We start from the raw sequence: 18,530 nt of genomic DNA, 5'->3' as shown, positions 1-18,530 counted from the left end.
TGAAGTCAGCGCTGAAGGCGATCCAGCGCCTCACCGCTGCGTTTGAACCAGCCGATCAGATAGTCAGCGAGTACTTGCGTGCGCTTCGGCAGTCCGCCCTGATACGGATGCACCAGGTACATCGGCATGCGCCGGGTCTGAAAATCGCGCAGGAGCCAGCGCAATCGACCGTCAGCCAATTCCGCTTGCAGCAAGTAGGAAGGCAGTCGCGCGATACCGGCGCCGCTAAGCGCGGCTTTCTTCAGCAAGCTGTAATGGTTGCTGGCGAACGGCCCCGACACCCGCACCCGCAGCAATTCATGCTGCTGGTGATAAAGCCATTCCTCACGCCCGCTGTAGTGGCTGTTGAGTAAGCACCGATGCTCAGCCAGTGCCTGCGGCGTCAACGGTTCACCGAAGCGCTCGAGGTAAGCCGGGCTCGCGCAGGTCATTTCCTGCCATGCCAGTAACGGTTTGGCGACGAGTCGCTCGTCGTTGGCCACTTCGCTGCGGATTGCCAGATCAAAGCCGTCCCGAGACAAATCGCGGTAACTGTTATTCAACTCCAGCTCGATCTGCACCTCGGGGTATGTGTGCGAGAACTCCAACAACAGACCATCGAAGAAGGTTTCGCCCAGCGACACCGGCACCGTCATGCGCACCGGTCCGGCCATATCGTCCTTCAACCGCGCCAAGGCCTGACGCGCCCTTTCCACCTGTACGACCAACGCCTGGGCCTGCGGCAACAATGCTGCGCCGGCGGCGGTCAGGCTCAAGCGCCGGGTGGTGCGTTGCAGCAGCACCACGGAAAACTGTGCTTCGAGCTGACTGATGCGTTTGGACAACTGACCCTTGCTGCAGCCCAACTGCTGCGCCGCCAGGGTAAAACTGCCCGCTTCGATCAACACTGCGAACGCCGCCAGATCATCCATTTCGCTCATGGATTGTTTCCATTTGAAAACCAAAGGTTGCCTATTAGCGCGCTTATCCACAGAAAAAACCAATCTAGACTGAAACCTCGTTCAATCACTTGAGGTACGGCACGATGAAGATTCTGTTGATAGGCGCTGGCGGCACCATTGGTTCGGCGGTGGACAAAGAACTGTCGCAACGCCACGAAGTCATCCGCATTGGCCGCACCAGCGGTGACTTGCAGGTGGATATCAGCGACAGCGCATCGATCCGCAAATTGTTCGAAAAAACTGGCAGGTTCGATGCCCTGGTGTGCGCCGCCGGCAACGTGACCTTCGCCCCATTGGACGAGATGACTGAAGACAGCTTCGCCCTCGGGCTTAAAGACAAACTGATGGGCCAGGTCAATCTGCTGCTGATCGGCCGCGAATTCGCCAATGACGGCGGCTCTTTCACCTTTACCACCGGCGTGCTCAGCCATGATCCGATCCGCAGCGGCGCCTCGGCAGCGCTGGTTAACGGTGCACTGGACAGCTTCGTCCGCGCCGCCGCCATCGAACTGCCACGCGGCCTGCGAGTGAACTCGATCAGCCCGACCGTACTGCTGGAAGCCATGGGTAGCTACGCCCCGTATTTCCGTGGTTACAAGCCGGTTCCTGCGGCGGATGTGGCGCTGGCCTACGCGAAGAGTGTGGAAGGCCTGCAGACAGGTCAGACATTTCACGTGGGCTGAGCTTCATTTACTCGATCAAAGTCGGTAACAGGCTTTTGGCAACAGGCCGCGGCATCACTATCCTGAGCAGCCCACCAAGCTCCGAATGCACTGTAGTTGTTGAAATGTGCTGGCCATTGATCGACAGGTTCAATGGCTGGCCCAGCGCCTCACGACTGATTGCCTTGGCCCGGGCGGTCGCTTCGGGAGTCAGGGTAACGGAAAGCTGAGCAAAGTCCGGATGGGCGCCCTGATCATCCTTGAGCAGAATTTCCATCCTTGCGAAATCAGCCGCTGAGGAAAAATTAAGATCGGCAGCCTGGCTGGTGCCAGCGCATGACGTTACCAATAGCAGTATCGCGACCTTCCATTGCATTGAGCGCACCTCGATCCATCAAACCAGACAAGCGCAGACTATGCGGCGACCCCATGCCCAACTCAATAGTGGCCAGACAAACCTTGTGATCGGCAGTCAGCCTCAGTAACGTGGCGGCACTTGTCTGGAGAGCCGAAGATGCGTGTTGCCCGTTCGTTAGTCGTTATTGCCCTGCTGCCATTGTTTGCCGCTTGCCAGTTGCTCGATGGCCAGCGAGAAAGTACCTCGCACGTCGGGCAGACGCGGATGCAGGGGCAACTGACCGCTGCCGACGGCAAACTGGTGTTCCAGCCGTGCCAGGAGCAGCGTCAACTGGTGGTCAATGACATTGGTGGCACCAGCATTCTGCAAGAAGCGGCAACGCTGGCTGATGAGCAAGGCAAACTGTTTGCCGATGTTCGCGGCAAATTTGCCGGCGATCGACTCGACCTGACTCAGCTGTACCGCGTCGAGCGCTCGGGCACGGCTTGCGATGATCCCAACTTCAAACAACTGATCCTGCGCGCGGCCGGCCATGGCCCGGAATGGAACGTCAAAGTCAGCGGCAAAGGCATGGTCATCGACCGCGCAGGCCAGCCGCCACTCGCGGTGCCCTATGTTGAAGAACAACTGGGCGACGGCCGCTTCAATCTGAGCAGCGAAGCCAATAACCAGCGCATCGAGTTGTGGGTCGCGCCGCAGCGATGCGTCGACAGCAGCACCGGCAGCGTGCAGCACATGAGCGCCGAACTGCGCATCGACGGCCAGGTGCAGCGCGGTTGCGGGTATTTCGGCGGATCGCGCAACGACTGAGCGTTTTAGCCTCACCGGATCCGGCCTTTGCGGCTTATAATCGCGGCCTTCAAACGCCCTGGCGCAGTTGTGCGCCCCGCGAACCCGGATCCTCGCCATGTTACGAATCACTGAACTCAAGCTGCCAATCGACCATCCCGAAGAAGACCTGCGCGTTGCCATCGTGCAACGTCTGGGCATCGCCAGCGATGATCTGCTCGATTTCACCTTGTTCAAGCGCAGCTACGATGCGCGCAAAAAGTCCTCCGAACTGTGCTTCATCTACACCATCGATCTCGAAGTGCGCGACGAGGCCAAAGTGTTGGGCAAGTTCGCCGACGACCGTAACGTCAACGTGGCGCCGGATGTCAGCTACAAATTCGTCGGCGAAGCGCCAAGAGACCTGAGCCAGCGCCCGATCGTCGTCGGTTTCGGTCCGTGCGGGATCTTCGCCGGCCTGCTGCTGGCACAGATGGGCTTCAAGCCGATCATTCTCGAACGCGGCACCGAAGTCCGTCAGCGTACCAAGGACACTTGGGGCCTGTGGCGTAAAAGCGTGCTCAACCCCGAGTCCAACGTGCAGTTCGGCGAAGGCGGCGCGGGCACATTCTCCGACGGCAAGCTGTACAGCCAGATCAAGGACCCGAAATTCCTTGGCCGCAAAGTCCTGCACGAATTCGTCAAGGCCGGCGCGCCGGAGGAAATCCTCTACGTCAGCAAACCGCACATCGGTACGTTCCGTCTGACCGGCATGGTTGAAAACATGCGCGAACAGATCCGCGAACTGGGCGGCGAAGTGCGTTTCCAGGAGCGCGTCAGCGACGTCCTGATCGAAGACGGCCAACTGGTCGGCGTGCAACTGGCCAGCGGCGAAACCCTGCATTCGAAACACGTGGTTCTGGCCCTCGGCCATAGCGCCCGCGACACCTTCCGCATGCTCCACAGCCGTGGTGTGTTCATGGAAGCCAAGCCGTTTTCGGTGGGTTTCCGTATCGAACATCCGCAATCGCTGATCGACCGTGCACGTCTGGGCAAATACGCCGGCCACCCGAAACTGGGGGCCGCCGACTACAAACTGGTGCACCACGCCAAGAACGGTCGTTCGGTCTACAGCTTCTGCATGTGCCCGGGCGGCACCGTGGTCGCGGCGACTTCCGAGCCGAACCGCGTGGTCACCAACGGCATGAGCCAGTATTCGCGTAACGAGCGCAACGCCAACTCCGGCATCGTTGTCGGCATCACCCCGGAAGTCGATTACCCGGGTGGCCCGCTGGCCGGGATCGAGTTGCAGGAACGTCTGGAATCACACGCCTTTATTCTCGGCGGCAGCGATTACAAAGCCCCGGCGCAACTGGTTGGCGACTTCATCAACGACATTCCTTCGACCGAACTGGGCGAAGTCGAGCCGTCGTACAAACCGGGCGTGGCGCTGGGTGACCTGGCCTTGGCATTGCCGGATTTTGCCATTGAGGCGATCCGCGAAGCGTTGCCGGCGTTCGAGAAGCAGATTCGCGGTTACTCGCTGCACGATGCGGTGTTGACCGGGATCGAGACGCGCACCTCTTCGCCGCTGCGAATTACCCGTAACGAAACGCTGCAAAGCATGAACGTGAAGGGCTTGTTCCCGGCGGGCGAAGGCGCGGGTTATGCGGGCGGGATTCTGTCGGCAGGTGTTGACGGGATTCGCATTGCTGAAGCCGTGGCGCGGGACATCCTCGGCCTTGAAGCCTGATCAGCATTAGCTGACTCAACACAAAACCCTGTGGGAGCGAGCCTGCTCGCGAAAACGCTATTTCAGTCAATGATGATGTTGAATGAGATGACGCCTTCGCGAGCAGGCTCGCTCCCACATTTGGTTTCTGTGTTTCTTTAGATATTGGCGCGCTGTACTGAAGTCGGCAGCGCCTCACCCCGCTCGGCACTCGCCGCCACTGCGTCGATCAACCCAGCCAGTTCATACCCCTGCGCCTTCAACCAATCCTGATCGTAATAGGTGTCGGCATACCGCTCGCCGCCATCGCACAGAATCGCCACGATAGAACCCGACTCCCCCGCCGCTTTCATCTGCTGCGCCGCCATCAACGCACCGATCAGATTGGTCCCGCTCGAACCGCCAACATGCCGTCCCAGACGCTGCGCCAGATAGTGCATGGCCGCCAGCGACAAGGCATCCGGCACTTTGACCATTGCATCGATCACCTTCGGCAGGAACGACGCCTCAACGCGCGGCCGGCCAATGCCTTCAATGCGCGAACCGCAATCCAGGCGCAAACTCGCATCGCCCGTTTGGTAGTAATCGAAGAACACCGAACGCTCGGCATCGGCGCACAACACGCGAGTGCAATGCTGGCGATAGCGCACGTAACGCCCCAGGGTCGCGGTGGTGCCGCCGGTGCCGGGGCTGGAAATCAGCCAGCTCGGTTCCGGGTGCTTCTCATAGCGCATCTGCTGGAAGATCGATTCGGCAATGTTGTTGTTCGCGCGCCAGTCAGTGGCACGTTCGGCGTAGGTGAACTGGTCGATGAAGTGGCCGCCATGTTCGCGGGCCAGGCGCTCGGATTCGGCGTAGATCTGCGTCGGATCTTTCACCAGATGGCTCTGGCCACCGTAGAAAGCGATCTGCGCAATCTTCTCTTTGGAAGTGGTCGCCGGCATCACTGCGATGAATGGCAATCCGAGCATCCGCGCGAAATACGCTTCGGAAATCGCCGTCGAACCGCTGGACGCCTCGATCACCGGCGCGCCGGGTTTCAGCCAGCCGTTACACAATGCATAGAGAAACAGCGAACGAGCCAGCCGATGCTTGAGGCTGCCGGTTGGATGGCTCGACTCATCCTTGAAGTACAACTCGATGCCTGCAAAACCCGGCAGCGGCAAAGGGATCAGGTGGGTGTCGGCGCTGCGCTGAAAATCCGCCTCGATGATGCGGATGGCTTCGCGGGCCCACTGTCGGTTGTCGCTCATGGTGATGGTTCTCGTTGAATCGGCAGGAGATGAAGCTGTTAGAAAGGCTCACTCATCAGCTTAGGAAAAATCCTATAGCGCGCACAGATACAGCTGAGTCTCAATATGTCAGGCAACTGCTAGGCTCAGCATGGCTTGAGCCAGACACCTTGTAACGACATATAACAAAAAAGAATATAACTTTTGTTTTAACAACTAACAGTACGGGTTAGGGTGTCCCACCTTTTGACTTTATCGATGGAGAGCGACCTTGCCTCTGCGTAGCACTTTCACGCGTTTCTTTCAGTTGGAAGCTGCCAGCGGTCTGTTATTGATCGCCGCGGCCATCCTGGCCCTGATTATCAACAACTCGCCGCTGTCGTGGCTGTACACCGGCCTGCTCGACACCCCGGTGGTGGCGCAGATCGGTGCGTTGAAAATCGCTAAACCCCTGCTGCTGTGGATCAATGACGGTCTGATGGCGATGTTCTTCCTGCTCATCGGCCTGGAAGTGAAGCGCGAAGTCCTCGACGGTCAGCTGTCGAAACCGTCGCAGATCGTCCTGCCCGGCGCCGCAGCGATCGGTGGCATGCTGGTGCCAGCGCTGATCTACTGGTTCCTCAATCGCGACAACCCGGCAGCCCTCGACGGCTGGGCGATCCCCACTGCCACCGACATTGCGTTCGCCCTCGGCGTACTGGCGCTGCTCGGCAAGCGTGTGCCGGTATCGCTGAAACTGTTCCTGATGACCCTGGCGATCATCGATGACCTCGGCGCCATCGTGATCATCGCGATCTTCTACTCAGGCGAACTGTCGACCCTGTCGCTGGGTCTTGCAGCAGCGTGCATCGCGGCGCTGGTGGCGATGAACCGGCTCGGGGTGGTCAAGCTTGGGCCGTACATGATCATCGGTTTGATCCTCTGGGTCTGCGTACTGAAGAGTGGTGTCCACGCAACGCTGGCTGGCGTAACCCTGGCCTTCTGCATCCCGCTGCGCACGAAAAACGCCGAACCGTCGCCGTTGCTGACCCTCGAACATGCGCTGCACCCATGGGTGGCCTACGGCATCCTGCCGCTGTTCGCCTTCGCCAACGCCGGCCTTTCACTGAGCGGTGTAACCGTCGAAAGCTTCACTCACCACGTGCCAATGGGCATTGCGGTAGGCCTGCTGCTGGGCAAGACCGTCGGTGTATTCGGCCTGACATGGCTGGCCGTGAAGATTGGCATCGCCACCCTGCCCCAAGGCGCCAACTGGGGTCAGGTGCTGGGCGTGGCGATCCTGTGCGGCATCGGCTTCACCATGAGCCTGTTTGTCGGTTCACTGGCGTTTGAGCCGGGTGTGAGTGATTACGCCGGGATGGACCGGATGGGAATTTTGACCGGGTCGATTCTGGCGGCGTTGATTGGTTATGCGGTGACGGCGGCGGCGAGTCGCAAGAACTCCCAAGCGATATAACCTCTTTGGCGAGGGAGCAAGCTCCCTCGCCACAAGTTTCCTGCGTTCCCGTTACACAGGGAACAATCCCACGTCTTTAGAGACGCGTCCTACAGCCATCATTTTCCTGCTTCGTTAACGTTGCGCAACCCTTTGCGAAGGGCTGTCGACGGATGAACGAAAGGACGATCAGTGGCTGGCAACAAGGACATCCCCCGGGTTCAAAACCCACCGCAAGGCGACGGGCATCACGTTACCTACCGCTACATGACGGCCACGGAATTGGCCGAGCGCGACGCCAGACAAAACGCTTACGACACCATGCTGGCACGGCAGGAGGCTTTCGAGCGCAGCCGTGAGGTGGCGGTCAAGAAAGCCGAGCCCGTGCGTGCCGGTTGCGTATTTGCCAAGTCCTGCAAATTGCCGGATGCGATTATCGATTACTCCAGTCCTTCGGGGATGGTGCCGACCGACAGCCTGAAGGATTACGGCGATCTGATTCTGCTGGGCGCGCGTGAAGCCGATGAAAGCGGCGCAGTGCCTCTCAAGAAAATCGGCGCAACGGCCATCCCGGCAGGCTTCGGCAGTTTTGCGTTGACGGGTTCGGCTTTCAAAGCACTGCCCACAGTTATATCCACCGCAGTGGTCACGCCATTGGTGACCCTGGTAGCGCTGCTCATGCCCTCGAACCTTGGTGACAGCGCACTCTATACCGACGAGCAACTGCGTGGACTTGAACAGGCGCGAACGCGTGTTCGGCTGAGGGTCGAACAGCAGGCCGACGGCAGCCTGAAGGGCTATGGCTTCTACACCGGCAAGAATCGCGATTGGGAAATGGTTGATGTCGTGCAGTTCAAGTTGCGTGGCAGCCAGTTCATTGCTGACTTGGGTGAAGGCGTAGAGCTGATCTGGACGCCTGCTGTGGATGGCTCGGACATCCTCGGCATTCCTGCGCTGGAGGCTGCACCGCAGGCACCGCACATCTGGGTTTATCCGCCGACGAAAGCGGCGGATGGGATGCTGGTGAATCCGGTTTATCCGCCGGAGTACAAAGATTTCATACTGGTGTTTCCCCCGAACTCCGGGGTTCGGCCAGTTTACATCGTTTTAAGCCGGGCTCGCGATCATGTTTACTACGGCCACCCAAAGACACTACCGGCCTTCCCTGACGCGGTTAGAGTAAAGTCGAAATCATCGGTCAAAGGTGGTGGAAAGCAGCGAGCACGGTGGGTAGATCGCAAAGGTCGAATCTATGAATGGGATTACAAAAGTAACGCTGTGGAAAAATACGACAAATTGGGAACAACTCATTTGGGCGAATTCAATCACCTGACGGGTGAACAAACCGGGCCTGCAGTACCGGACAGAAAAACCTCCAGAAATTAAGGATTGATACATGCGCTACCTTTCGATAACCGGTTTTTACCCTGATGACGCTCAAGATAACTCTCTGCAGTTCGAGCTGGATATCACCGGAAGCGAGTTAAATGAAAAAGTCGCTCAGCTCATCGAGTCCAAGCCCCTCAGCGAACTGGAACCTGGGGAGTTGTTATTGAGCAAAGATCAAGTAGCTGCGCTGGAAACCCTTCTAAACGTTAACTTCCCGAAGGGTTTAGAATTTTTTATGGGCACATGTGCTGATTACTGACTTGAAGTAAAAAAGACAACCCCGACCAGTAACTTGATCGGGGTTATTTTTTATCGCTCGTTCCCGCTTAGTGCGAAATTCGGCTGGTTCCGCCAACGGCGGGAAAGCGTACGTGCTCACCAACGCGAAACACGATGCACGGAGAGTTGGAGGTTTACCGAGCAAGTGACGGAACTCACCTAGGCGCGTTTGACCCTTTTACAGGGGAGCGACGCGAAGATGCGAAAGATGAAAGAAGCATCAGAAAAAAATATTTGTGAGGTTGATGATGGGATTAAAACTGAGGCTAGAGTGGTACGACAAGCAAACTGATCTGTGCGAAGGCGAAGAGTATTCCAAGGATTTAGGCGATGATGAGAGCGTTTTGAATGCCTTGGGAATACCGGTGGAAAACAACATAAACAATGGCGGTTTCAATGTTTTCGAAGAATGGGTTCCAATCATTCAGCCGTATTTTCAACATGGCATCGTCTTCAAAACTTACGATTATCAGATCTCTTTTGACTACAGCGATGTCTGGTGACGGTATCTTATGATTTATAGGATTGAAGCATTCGATAGGAAAACAGAGTTTCTCGTTTTTGAAGAAGACCTGCCTAGCGGATGCGACGAGAACTTGGCTGCCATCATGAATTGGTCTTGTAAGCAGGAAGGCTGGGAGGGTTACGATCTCTCAAATGATCAGCTAGCCGCGCTGGAGAAACTGCTGGGAAGGAATGTCTTCGATCCGAAGTTCACCTTCCAACTGACGTGCAATGGACGTTGAAACGCATTAAAAAACCCCGACCAATCACCTGATCGGGGTTTTCTTTACCCTACATCCCGCTTAGTGCGAAACGCGGCTGGTCCCGCCAACAGTCGAAATCCGTACCCGCTCGCCAACGCGGAACACTTCGTTCTCCTGAACCTGCTGCACATAGGCACGCATGCTGCCGTCGTCTTCACGCACGGTGATTTCCACACCCTGGGTACGGGTCAGACCTTCTTCGGTTGCCGAACCGATCAGACCGCCCGCCACCGCACCGATGACCGCAGCAACGATGCTGCCCTTGCCGCCGCCGATGGCGCTGCCGCCGACGCCGCCGACCGCTGCACCAGCGAGGCCGCCGATTGGGGTTTTGGTGCCTTCGATTTTCACCGGACGCAGGGATTCGATGGTGCCCATGCGAATCGTCTGCACCCGACGCGCTTCGTCACGGGAGTAGGAGTCACCGGTCAGGCTCGATTGGCAGCCGGTAAGCAACATCGCCATCGTGGAAAAGGAAGCAACCAGCAGAACAGACTTACGCATAGCATCAACTCCAAAGAAACATATATTCATTAAACTCCGTGGCTTGACGCCTGTCACGACACCGCCCGGATAAATTGGCTTTCATTCAGGCGCGGTACAGACACCTGCACGCTCCCCCTGATGAGGCCTACAGTAGCGCCAAATTACCGATTCTGCGCCACCGACACCAAGGATTTTCATGGATTACTTCATCATCGTCGTCACCACTGCCGCCGGTTTGTACTTCCATTGGTGGTTGTACGTGCGGATCAAACGCTGGATGGATCGCGACCTGGCGCTGTCACTGGCGGGCAAGGATGAAGGCAAACACGCCTTCATGCTCGAACAGTTAGCGAATGCTCAGATGCAGAAGATCAAGCGCCGGGATCTGCCGAAGTGGCTGGAGGCCGCTGCGGCAGGCTATCCCGCTCGGTAGACTGCTCAGGGTGCCAGACGTTCAAGAATCCAGTCGGCGCCCTGCACACGGTAGTTGAGGCGATCGTGCAGACGGCTCGGACGGCCCTGCCAGAATTCGATGCGCTCAGGCAACAAACGGTAACCACCCCAATGTTCCGGGCAGTCGGGTTGCGTGTCGGAGAAACGCTGCTCGGTGGCCTTGAGCAAATCTTCCAGTTCACCGCGCCCGTTGATCACCCGGCTCTGTGGTGATGCCCAGGCACCGAGACGGCTGCCCAGCGGACGCACCTGATAATACGCATCCGACTCCGCAGGCGTGACCTTCACCACCCGCCCTTCGATGCGCACCTGGCGTTCGAGGGTTGGCCAGAAGAAAGTCATGGCGGCGAACGGGTTGGCCGCCAGATGCTGACCCTTGGCACTGTCGTAGTTGGTGAAGAAGGTGAAGCCCTGCTCGTCCAGGCCCTTGAGCAGCAGAATGCGGCAATGCGGTCGCCCATCCTTGTCGACCGTGGCCAGGGTCATAGCGTTGGCTTCCACCGGTGGCTGTTCGGTTTTCACCGCGTCGGCAAACCACTGGTGAAACAACGCAAATGGCTCAGCCGGGGCTTGCGCCTCGGTCAGCCCATCCCGGGTGTAATCACGACGCATATCTGCCAGAGCCTGGGTCATGGCGCATTCCTTTTCGTTAGCGGATCACTTCTTGGTGGTATCGGTCGCGGCGACTTTCTTGTCGGTCGCGGCGGCTTTGGCTGGAGCAGTCTTTTTCGCTGGGGCCTTGGCCGGGGCTTTTTTGGCCGGTGCCTTGGCAGCCGCTTTTTTTACCGGAGCCTTTTTGGTTGCCGGTACAGCGGCTTTTTTCGCGGCAGGAGCCGGAGTGACCGGTTTGGCGACTGGCTTGACGTCCTGTGCCGCGACCAGGGTCACTGGCTTCGGTGCCGGCATGTTGTACTTGCTCAGCAAGGCAACCATGGTGTTCTGCGGGGTCACCAGCAGTTCAACACGACGATTCAACGCACGACCTTCAACACTGTCGTTGGCCGCACGCGGTGCTTCGGAACCCATGCCACGCAGCATCAGGCGATCACGCTGCAGGCCGCTGAGGCGGAAGATCGCGGCAACGGCCTGGGCACGTTCCTGGCTCAGCTTGATGTTGGCTGGCGCTGCGCCAGTGGTATCGCTGTGTCCAAGGACCAGCACGGCGGTTTTCGGGTCGGCTTCGAGGATTTTCGCCACGCGGGTGAACGGGCCGAGGGTGACCGGCAGCAACATGGCTGGACGATCCGGGTTGAACGAGCCTTCCACCGGCGCGGTCACGACCAGCACGTTTTCACGGCGTTCGAGTTGCAGATTGCTGTCCTTGACCGCTTCACGCAGGCGCGGCTCGTAGTCGTCGAGCCAGGCTTGGGTCACTTTCGGATCCGGCATCGGCACGGCTTTGGTGGTGGGTTGATCCTTGCCGCCGAACGGCCACCACCATTTGCCACCTGCATCGGCTTCAGCTTTGGCCACGGTGACCGGTTTTTTTGCTTCGGGGGCGACTTCAGCCTTCATGTCGGCCTTGGCCGCTTCGTCATCGGAACCGAACGGCCAGTACCATGGGCTGCTGCTTTCAGATTTGGCAACCGGTGCGGTAGCAGCCGGTTTCAAAGGCGCCGGCGCGGGTTCTTTGGCCGCCACCTTGTCGGAAGAACCGAACGGCCACCAACTGCCGCCGTCCGCATCGTTTTTCGGGGTCTGTGCACAACCGGTGATCGCTACACACAGGGCCAGGGCGAGGGTCTTTTTAGATGACATTGAAAATCCACAAAATGAAGTAATGAAAAATCAGAGCACTTTCGCCCGGATAAACAGTCGCTTTGAAACGAAAAAACGTTCGAGGTTCCGGCCCTGGAATCCCGAATGGAACTTTACAGACAAGTGGCAAGCACCCGCGCGAGCTTTTGCGCGCGCGGATCCATCAAGACGTACGGCCCAAGGGTATTTGTCACAAAACCAAACGCGACATCATGCTCGGGGTCAGCAAAACCGATGGAACCGCCCGCGCCCGGATGGCCGAACGCCCGTGGGCCGAGGCCGTAAGTGGCGTTGGGCAGATCCGGTTGATCAAGCATGCAGCCCAGACCGAAACGGGTCTGGGTCAACAAAGTCTTGTCTTCGCCGAGGCTGTGTTCGCGGGTCAGCTCTTCGAGCATGTCGCTTTCGAGCAGGCTGCCGTCGAGCAACCCAGCGTAGAAACCGGCCAGACTGCGCGCATTCCCGTGGCCATTGGCCGCCGGTTGCTGCATGCGTCGCCACTCAGGTTTGTTGGTGCTGGTCAGCACCGACGGCGGATTGGTAAAAGCACGGGTGGTCATGGCAGTCGGTTCGCGCATGGTCACTTGCAGCAGACGTTGCGCGGCAGCATCACCAGCATTGCCCTTGCCGCGAGCGATATGCGCCACCCGGTGGAATTCTTCGTCAGCCAGACCGACGTGAAAATCCAGACCCAACGGTTTGGCGACACGAGCGACGATCGATTCCCCCGGCCCACGACCGTCAGCACGGCGCAGCAATTCACCGATCAGCCAGCCATAAGTGATCGCGGCATAACCGTGACCGGTGCCCGGCGTCCACCATGGCGCTTCTGCCGCAAGGGCGTCGACCATGGTTTGCCAGTCGTAGAGCGCTTCCGGCGCCAGCAGCTCGCGCAGGGCCGGCAGACCGGCCTGGTGGCAGAGCAATTGGCGCAGGGTGATGGATTCTTTGCCGGCAGCGGCGAATTCCGGCCAGTAGCGGGCGACCGGAACATCCAATTGCAACTTGCCTTCGCCGACCAGTTGCAGCGCGGTGACGGCAGTGAAGGTTTTGGTGCAGGAGAACAGGTTGGCGATGGTGTCGCTGTGCCAGGCCTCAGTGCCATCCTTGTCGGCAGTGCCGGACCAGAGGTCGAGAACGGTTTCTCCACCGACCTTGATGCACAGGGCTGCGCCGCGTTCCTGGGGATCGTCGAACAGTGCGGCGAAAGCTTCGCGCACCGCTTCGAATTGAAGCTCGTAATGTCCCTGAATCTGCACCCGCAACTCCCCGCGAAAACGCTCTACAAAGTGGCCCGCATTGTTCCAGCCCTCGAGGGATTTGGGAACAGCTGCGGGCCAGACGGTTATTTCGGAATTTTTGTTGAGGCGGCTGACGCCTTCGCGAGCAGGCTCGCTCCCACACTGGATCTGTGTATCACGGAAGATCTCCTGTGGGAGCGAGCCTGCTCCGGGCGGCGTTCCGACGAAGAACGATGACGCGGTGGCTCAGGACTCAGTGACCATTGCCGGAATGTCCACCAGCATGCCCTGCTCCCGGCCCTTTACCGGCCTCGCCTTTGCGGCCACCCTCAGCCTCATGCCCCGCTGCGGCGGCCGCTTTCTCAGCCTCTTTGCCCAACTGATCAATCGCCTGCAAATTGCTCTTGCGCACTGACTCGACAAAACCCTGATACGGCAGATCAGTCACTCCCACCAGACCGAAGTGGCCGTTCTCACCATCAAGCAGACGGCCGGTTACCGGTTGGTCCAGATACTGGAACCAATGCACGCCAACAATCGACGGTTCACTCAGCGCTTGTTTGAGGAAGTTGGCGTAGGCCGGGCCGCGATCGTCTTCCTTGGCCAGTTGCGTGACGCCGCCCCAGAACGGGCCACGATCCGCTGAGCCAAAGTTGAATTCGGTGATCATTACCGGTTTGTCCAAAGCGCCCAGTGCGGCAAAGTCATAACCGTCCTGCGGTTTCAGCGTGTACATGTTGAAGCTCAGTACATCGCAATACTGCGCGCAGGACGCCACGGCTTCCGGCGTGCTGATGGCGAAGCGACCGCCAAGCAGCAACTGGTTCGGCGCATGCCATTTCAGCGAGTCGGAGATAGTTTTGAAGTAAGTGTCGGCGAAGACTTTCTGGAAATATTTGAAGTCCGCCTCGATTTCCGGATGCTCGGGATTCGGCAGCGGTGGCACGAAACCCGGGTCTTCCATCAATTCCCACGCCGGCAGATCGATGCCCCACGCCTTCGACAGCCCCGCCTGATTGCGGTACTTGTCGCGCAATTGCTTGAGGAACGCACGTTTGGCCGGTACGTCGGTGGTCATCTTCAGGGTGCCATAAGCCAGCGCATAGCGGGATTTCGGATCATCGCCGGGACCGGCCCACGCCAGTTCGTTGTCGGCGTAGTAGCCGATCAGCCACGGATCGTCGCGGTGATCGCGGGCGGCGATGGCGACGGCGCGCTCGGTGGCCATGGCGAAACGCGGATCAAACGGATCCGGCATACCACCCCACCAGTCGCTGCCGGTGCTGATGCTGGTGTAGTCACCGACGATCGACAGCGGCAAGGTGTAAGGCACACGCTCGGCATCACTTAGCGAATCGGCACTCCAGTTACCTACCGTGTTGAAGCCCCAGGCTTGCAGGCGATCGAGCGTGTGGCTGGCCCACTGTTGCTCATCGATGGTGGCCTTGCACGGCTCAGCAGCCTTTTCCGCTGTCGCTTGTACGGTTTCAGTTTTGGCTGCCTCAGCGACGCCGGACTTCGGCTCGGCAGCCACAGACACAGGTTCTGCGGCTTTCTCGGCGGCCGTTTCAGCGGCGGCAGACCTGGCCGCTTCGGCGACTCCGGACTTGCTCTCACTGTCGGCTTTGCACGGTTCACCGTACACGCGCTGCAGGTTGGCGCCATAGAAGTCGTACCAGCGCCCGTTGCCGTATCCCCGGCCCTGATCAACACCGTTGCCGCCACGGTTGTCACCCTCGCCAAAATGCTTGGCCAACGGTTCATCAGGTTTAGGCAGGGATTCAAACATGTACTCACGACCGGCCACGTAGGTCTGGTTGACCTGCGGGCTGACGGTGTTCACGCCCAGCGAGTAAAACGGATGACCTTCAGGCGTGACCAGATACCAGCGGCCATCACGCTTTTCAGTACGGAAGAAACCGCTGGCCTTGAACGCCGGGCCTTTGTTCCAGCCACCAAATTTGTCCAGCGAGGACTTCTCACGCTCGGCCAGCCAGGTTTTCAGTTGTTGCTGTTCCTTGGCGGCGGCGAATTTCAGTTGTTCATCGTTGCTGACCTTTTCCGGCCACTTGCTGCGGGTCGATTGCCCGTAGGCGTCGACCAGATTGCCGTAAACGGCCTGGGTGACCGATTCGCCGTCCTGCACACCGAAACGCTCCAGCAGCAAACTCTGCGCGACTTTCGGCTGATCCATCGACAGGCTCACCGAGACCACTTGGCTGCGGTCGATCTCACCGCTGCTGCTGGCGAGCAGTATCCGTTGACCATCGACCGTCATCGGCATCGGCGGCCCGGCTTTCATGCCTTGACTCAGCGGTGTCGACGCGACCAGCGGCACCAACAGGGTTTGCGCAGGCCCGGCCGGCAGGTCGACGCGGCTGACCAGGGTGCGGCCGTCGTTGCTCTGGATCTGTACGTAGACCGTCACCGCCCAGTCCATTGCGCTCTGCAATCGCAGGGTCATCATGCCCGACTGCGACCAGTCCCAAGCGCCGGTCTGCGGCGTGAGCCGCAAGGTCGGGCGCGCCACCGGGTTGAACGTCACCCGGCGCAGCACTTCGCCCTCAGGCGTTTGCTCGGCGTTGGCTTGCGGCAGATCAGCGTTTTCAGTGGCGATTTTCACCACGTCGGCAGGACGGACAAAGTTGAACAGGGTCTGCTGACCGGCGGGCGCTGCCAGCAACGGGGCAGCGAAGATCAAGGCAAATACGGCAGGCAACGAACGGCGGATCATAAGAACGGAGTTCTCCCTAACGACCAACAATGGCCAATGGAAAAGCGATGGCAGAGAGATAGACAACACGGCGGGCAAAACTGCCCACCGTTGTCTCAGGATATTTCACGACGGAAAGGAGGCAACGCATTGAGGATCGCCTTGCCATAGCGCTGGGTGACCAGGCGCCGATCGAGCAAGGTGATGGTGCCGCGGTCTTCTTCGGTGCGCAGCAGACGCCCGCAAGCCTGAACCAGCTTCAGCGAAGCGTCGGGCACGGAGATTTCCATGAACGGATTGCCGCCACGGGCCTCGATCCATTCCGACAACGCCGCTTCGACCGGATCGTCCGGGACCGAGAACGGGATCTTGGCGATTACCACGTGTTCACAGTACGCACCCGGCAAGTCGACACCTTCGGCGAAACTGGCCAGACCGAACAGCACGCTGGAATCACCGCCATCGACCCGTGCCTTGTGCTTGTTCAGGGTTTCCTGTTTCGACAGGTTGCCTTGAATGAACACTTGCTTGCGCCAGTCGCGGTCGAGACCGTCGAACACGTCCTGCATCTGTTTGCGCGAGGAGAACAACACCAGGGTGCCGCGCGAGCCTTCGACCAGATCGGGCAACTCACGGATGATCGCTGCCGTGTGTGCGGCGGCATCGCGTGGATCGGCCTTCAGATCCGGCACCCGCAACACACCGGCGTCGGCGTGATGGAACGGGCTCGGCACCACAGCAGTGACGGCCTTTTTCGGCAGACCGGCGCGCATGCGGAAGCGGTCGAAAGTGCCCAGCGCCGTGAGGGTCGCCGAGGTCACCAGGCAGCCGTAAGCCACGTTCCACAAGCTGCGGCGCAAGGTTTCCGCCGCCAGGATCGGGCTGGCATTGACCTCGATATCGAACAGCGAACCGCTTTCGGCCAAGGTCAGCCAACGCGCCATCGGCGGGCTGTCTTCCGGGTCTTCGGCGGTGAACGCAGTCCACAGCTCCCAGTTGCCGGAGGCTCGCGACAACAGGCTGCCGAACAGCGGATACCATTCCTCAGCCTGATTGCTGGCGATGCCGATGTTGACCTCGCCGTCCATGCCTTCCTTAAGCAGGTCGGTCAGACGGGTGAACAGATCGTTGAGACGGGCAAAGCCTTTTTTCAGCTCGATGCCCATTTCGCGCATGTGCTCGGGAATCACCCCGGCGACGAAGCGATGCCGTGGCCGCTCGCGACCCTCGACGTCTTCGCCGGGTTTGAAATCGGCGACCTGCTCACAGGCGCTGAACATGAACTGTTGCTGAGCCTTGATCTCACGCGCCAGTTCCGGCACTTGTTCGATCAATTTGCCAAGATCGCCCGGCAGCGGATGCTGGGCCAGCAGTTTGGTCAGGTTCTTCGCGGTGGTTTCCAGCCAGTCGGCGGTGGAACGCAGGCGCGTGTAATGGGCGAAGTGGCCGATTGCCTTGTCCGGCAGGTGATGGCCTTCATCAAACACGTAAATGGTGTCGCGCGGATCCGGCAACACCGCGCCGCCGCCCAGAGCCAAGTCAGCCAGGACCATGTCGTGGTTGGTGACGATCACGTCGACCTTGCCCATGCCTTCGCGGGCCTTGTAGAAGGCGCACTGGCCGAAGTTCGGGCAATGGCGGTTGGTGCACTGGCTGTGATCGGTGGTCAGGCGCGCCCAATCGGCATCTTCCAGCGCATTCGGCCAGCTATCGCGGTCGCCGTCCCACTTATTGCCGGCGAGCTTTTCGATCATGCTGGTGAACAGCTTTTGACTGGCCTCATCAACCTCGATCTTGAAGCCTTCTTCTTCGAACAGCTGCGCGGTGGCGGTTTGCGCGTGGCCTTCCTGCAAGAGCATGTCGAGCTTGGACAGGCACATGTAGCGGCCACGGCCCTTGGCCAGAGCGAAGCTGAAGTTCAGCCCGCTGTTGCGCATCAGGTCGGGCAAGTCCTTGTAGACGATCTGCTCTTGCAGGGCCACGGTCGCAGTGGCGATGACCAAGCGTTTGCCGGCCAGTTTGGCGGTGGGGATCGCGGCCAGGCTGTAGGCCACTGTCTTGCCGGTACCGGTGCCGGCTTCCACCGCGACAATCGCGGGGTCGCCACTGCGCCGGCCTTCGTCGTCGGTGTCGATATCCCCGAGGACTTTGGCGATTTCAGCGATCATCAGGCGCTGGCCGTAACGCGGTTTGAGGCTCTTGGCCTCTAGAAAACGCGAATAGGCGCCCTGGATCGTGGTTTTGAGTTCAGTACTGATCATGGATTGTCGGGCGCAAAAAACGCTGGATAAATTTTCAGTGGTTTCGGATGGCGGC

Annotated in this window: 18 protein-coding genes and 1 pseudogene; 10 read left to right on the top strand and 9 right to left on the bottom strand. The window is 59.3% G+C overall.

The window, feature by feature from the left end; genetic code table 11:
• Positions 1 to 5 precede the first annotated feature (5 nt).
• Positions 6 to 920 (bottom strand): LysR family transcriptional regulator, encoded by a 915-nt coding sequence (locus tag AB4N74_RS00960; protein ID WP_427118821.1) that lies wholly within the window; start codon positions 918 to 920, stop codon positions 6 to 8.
• A 104-nt stretch (positions 921 to 1,024) separates the two neighbouring features.
• Between AB4N74_RS00960 and AB4N74_RS00955 the strand changes: the two genes are divergently transcribed.
• On the top strand, positions 1,025 to 1,624 hold the full coding sequence (locus AB4N74_RS00955) for a short chain dehydrogenase (RefSeq protein WP_460097992.1): 600 nt from the start codon (positions 1,025 to 1,027) through the stop codon (positions 1,622 to 1,624).
• Positions 1,625 to 1,631: 7 nt separating this feature from the next.
• Here the strand turns inward: AB4N74_RS00955 and AB4N74_RS00950 are convergent, their stop codons facing one another.
• A complete protein-coding gene (locus AB4N74_RS00950) occupies positions 1,632 to 1,979 on the bottom strand; it encodes a hypothetical protein (protein WP_194933827.1) in 348 nt (115 codons plus the stop codon).
• A 138-nt stretch (positions 1,980 to 2,117) separates the two neighbouring features.
• On the opposite strand from AB4N74_RS00950, the gene AB4N74_RS00945 reads away from it, so the two are divergent.
• Both AB4N74_RS00945 and AB4N74_RS00940 read left to right on the top strand, forming a co-directional pair.
• Complete coding sequence (locus tag AB4N74_RS00945; protein ID WP_460097991.1) at positions 2,118 to 2,771, top strand: COG3650 family protein; 654 nt, start codon at positions 2,118 to 2,120, stop codon at positions 2,769 to 2,771.
• A 97-nt stretch (positions 2,772 to 2,868) separates the two neighbouring features.
• Positions 2,869 to 4,482: an NAD(P)/FAD-dependent oxidoreductase gene (locus AB4N74_RS00940; RefSeq protein WP_460097990.1), complete on the top strand. Its 1,614-nt coding sequence runs from the start codon at positions 2,869 to 2,871 to the stop codon at positions 4,480 to 4,482.
• Positions 4,483 to 4,619: 137 nt separating this feature from the next.
• Here AB4N74_RS00940 and AB4N74_RS00935 read toward each other — a convergent pair whose 3' ends face one another.
• Complete coding sequence (locus AB4N74_RS00935; RefSeq protein WP_095049135.1) at positions 4,620 to 5,714, bottom strand: PLP-dependent cysteine synthase family protein; 1,095 nt, start codon at positions 5,712 to 5,714, stop codon at positions 4,620 to 4,622.
• 250 nt (positions 5,715 to 5,964) lie between these two features.
• Here AB4N74_RS00935 and nhaA point away from each other — a divergent pair, with 250 nt between their 5' ends.
• From nhaA to AB4N74_RS00905, 6 genes and pseudogenes are all read left to right on the top strand, one after another.
• A complete protein-coding gene (gene nhaA, locus AB4N74_RS00930) occupies positions 5,965 to 7,149 on the top strand; it encodes a Na+/H+ antiporter NhaA (RefSeq protein WP_116254522.1) in 1,185 nt (394 codons plus the stop codon).
• 171 nt (positions 7,150 to 7,320) lie between these two features.
• Complete coding sequence (locus AB4N74_RS00925; protein WP_257357218.1) at positions 7,321 to 8,514, top strand: S-type pyocin domain-containing protein; 1,194 nt, start codon at positions 7,321 to 7,323, stop codon at positions 8,512 to 8,514.
• Between the two features lie 10 nt (positions 8,515 to 8,524).
• On the top strand, positions 8,525 to 8,776 hold the full coding sequence (locus tag AB4N74_RS00920; protein WP_242204741.1) for a pyocin S6 family toxin immunity protein: 252 nt from the start codon (positions 8,525 to 8,527) through the stop codon (positions 8,774 to 8,776).
• Positions 8,777 to 8,904: 128 nt separating this feature from the next.
• Positions 8,905 to 9,036, top strand: a pseudogene (locus tag AB4N74_RS00915) (colicin E3/pyocin S6 family cytotoxin); the annotation flags it as partial.
• 8 nt (positions 9,037 to 9,044) lie between these two features.
• Positions 9,045 to 9,299 (top strand): colicin E3-like toxin immunity protein, encoded by a 255-nt coding sequence (locus tag AB4N74_RS00910; RefSeq protein ID WP_460097988.1) that lies wholly within the window; start codon positions 9,045 to 9,047, stop codon positions 9,297 to 9,299.
• 9 nt (positions 9,300 to 9,308) lie between these two features.
• Positions 9,309 to 9,542, top strand: a complete 234-nt coding sequence (locus AB4N74_RS00905) for a DUF7683 domain-containing protein (RefSeq protein WP_093438749.1) — start codon at positions 9,309 to 9,311, stop codon at positions 9,540 to 9,542.
• Positions 9,543 to 9,602: 60 nt separating this feature from the next.
• On the opposite strand, the gene AB4N74_RS00900 is transcribed toward AB4N74_RS00905, so the two are convergent.
• Positions 9,603 to 10,067, bottom strand: coding sequence for an outer membrane lipoprotein (locus AB4N74_RS00900; RefSeq protein ID WP_007918566.1), 465 nt, complete (start codon positions 10,065 to 10,067; stop codon positions 9,603 to 9,605).
• 178 nt (positions 10,068 to 10,245) lie between these two features.
• On the opposite strand from AB4N74_RS00900, the gene AB4N74_RS00895 reads away from it, so the two are divergent.
• Positions 10,246 to 10,482, top strand: coding sequence for a hypothetical protein (locus tag AB4N74_RS00895; protein ID WP_460097987.1), 237 nt, complete (start codon positions 10,246 to 10,248; stop codon positions 10,480 to 10,482).
• A 5-nt stretch (positions 10,483 to 10,487) separates the two neighbouring features.
• Here AB4N74_RS00895 and pdxH read toward each other — a convergent pair whose 3' ends face one another.
• The 5 genes from pdxH to dinG form a co-directional block, all read right to left on the bottom strand.
• A complete protein-coding gene (gene pdxH, locus AB4N74_RS00890) occupies positions 10,488 to 11,135 on the bottom strand; it encodes a pyridoxamine 5'-phosphate oxidase (protein ID WP_093438758.1) in 648 nt (215 codons plus the stop codon).
• Positions 11,136 to 11,159: 24 nt separating this feature from the next.
• Positions 11,160 to 12,260 carry an OmpA family protein gene (locus AB4N74_RS00885; protein WP_093438763.1) on the bottom strand — a complete coding sequence of 367 codons (1,101 nt, stop codon included), beginning with the start codon at positions 12,258 to 12,260 and terminating at the stop codon, positions 11,160 to 11,162.
• Between the two features lie 113 nt (positions 12,261 to 12,373).
• Complete coding sequence (locus AB4N74_RS00880; protein WP_460097986.1) at positions 12,374 to 13,519, bottom strand: serine hydrolase domain-containing protein; 1,146 nt, start codon at positions 13,517 to 13,519, stop codon at positions 12,374 to 12,376.
• A gap of 235 nt (positions 13,520 to 13,754) precedes the next feature.
• Entirely contained in the window at positions 13,755 to 16,235 is a 2,481-nt protein-coding gene (locus AB4N74_RS00875) for a beta-galactosidase (RefSeq protein ID WP_460097985.1), read from the bottom strand.
• Between the two features lie 95 nt (positions 16,236 to 16,330).
• Positions 16,331 to 18,475, bottom strand: coding sequence for an ATP-dependent DNA helicase DinG (gene dinG, locus AB4N74_RS00870; RefSeq protein WP_007918588.1), 2,145 nt, complete (start codon positions 18,473 to 18,475; stop codon positions 16,331 to 16,333).
• Positions 18,476 to 18,530 lie beyond the last annotated feature (55 nt).

The organism is Pseudomonas sp. H3_C08 (assembly GCF_054669455.1).
The sequence above is the reverse complement of the archived record's forward strand: the minus strand, read 5'-3'. Positions and strand labels throughout refer to the sequence as shown.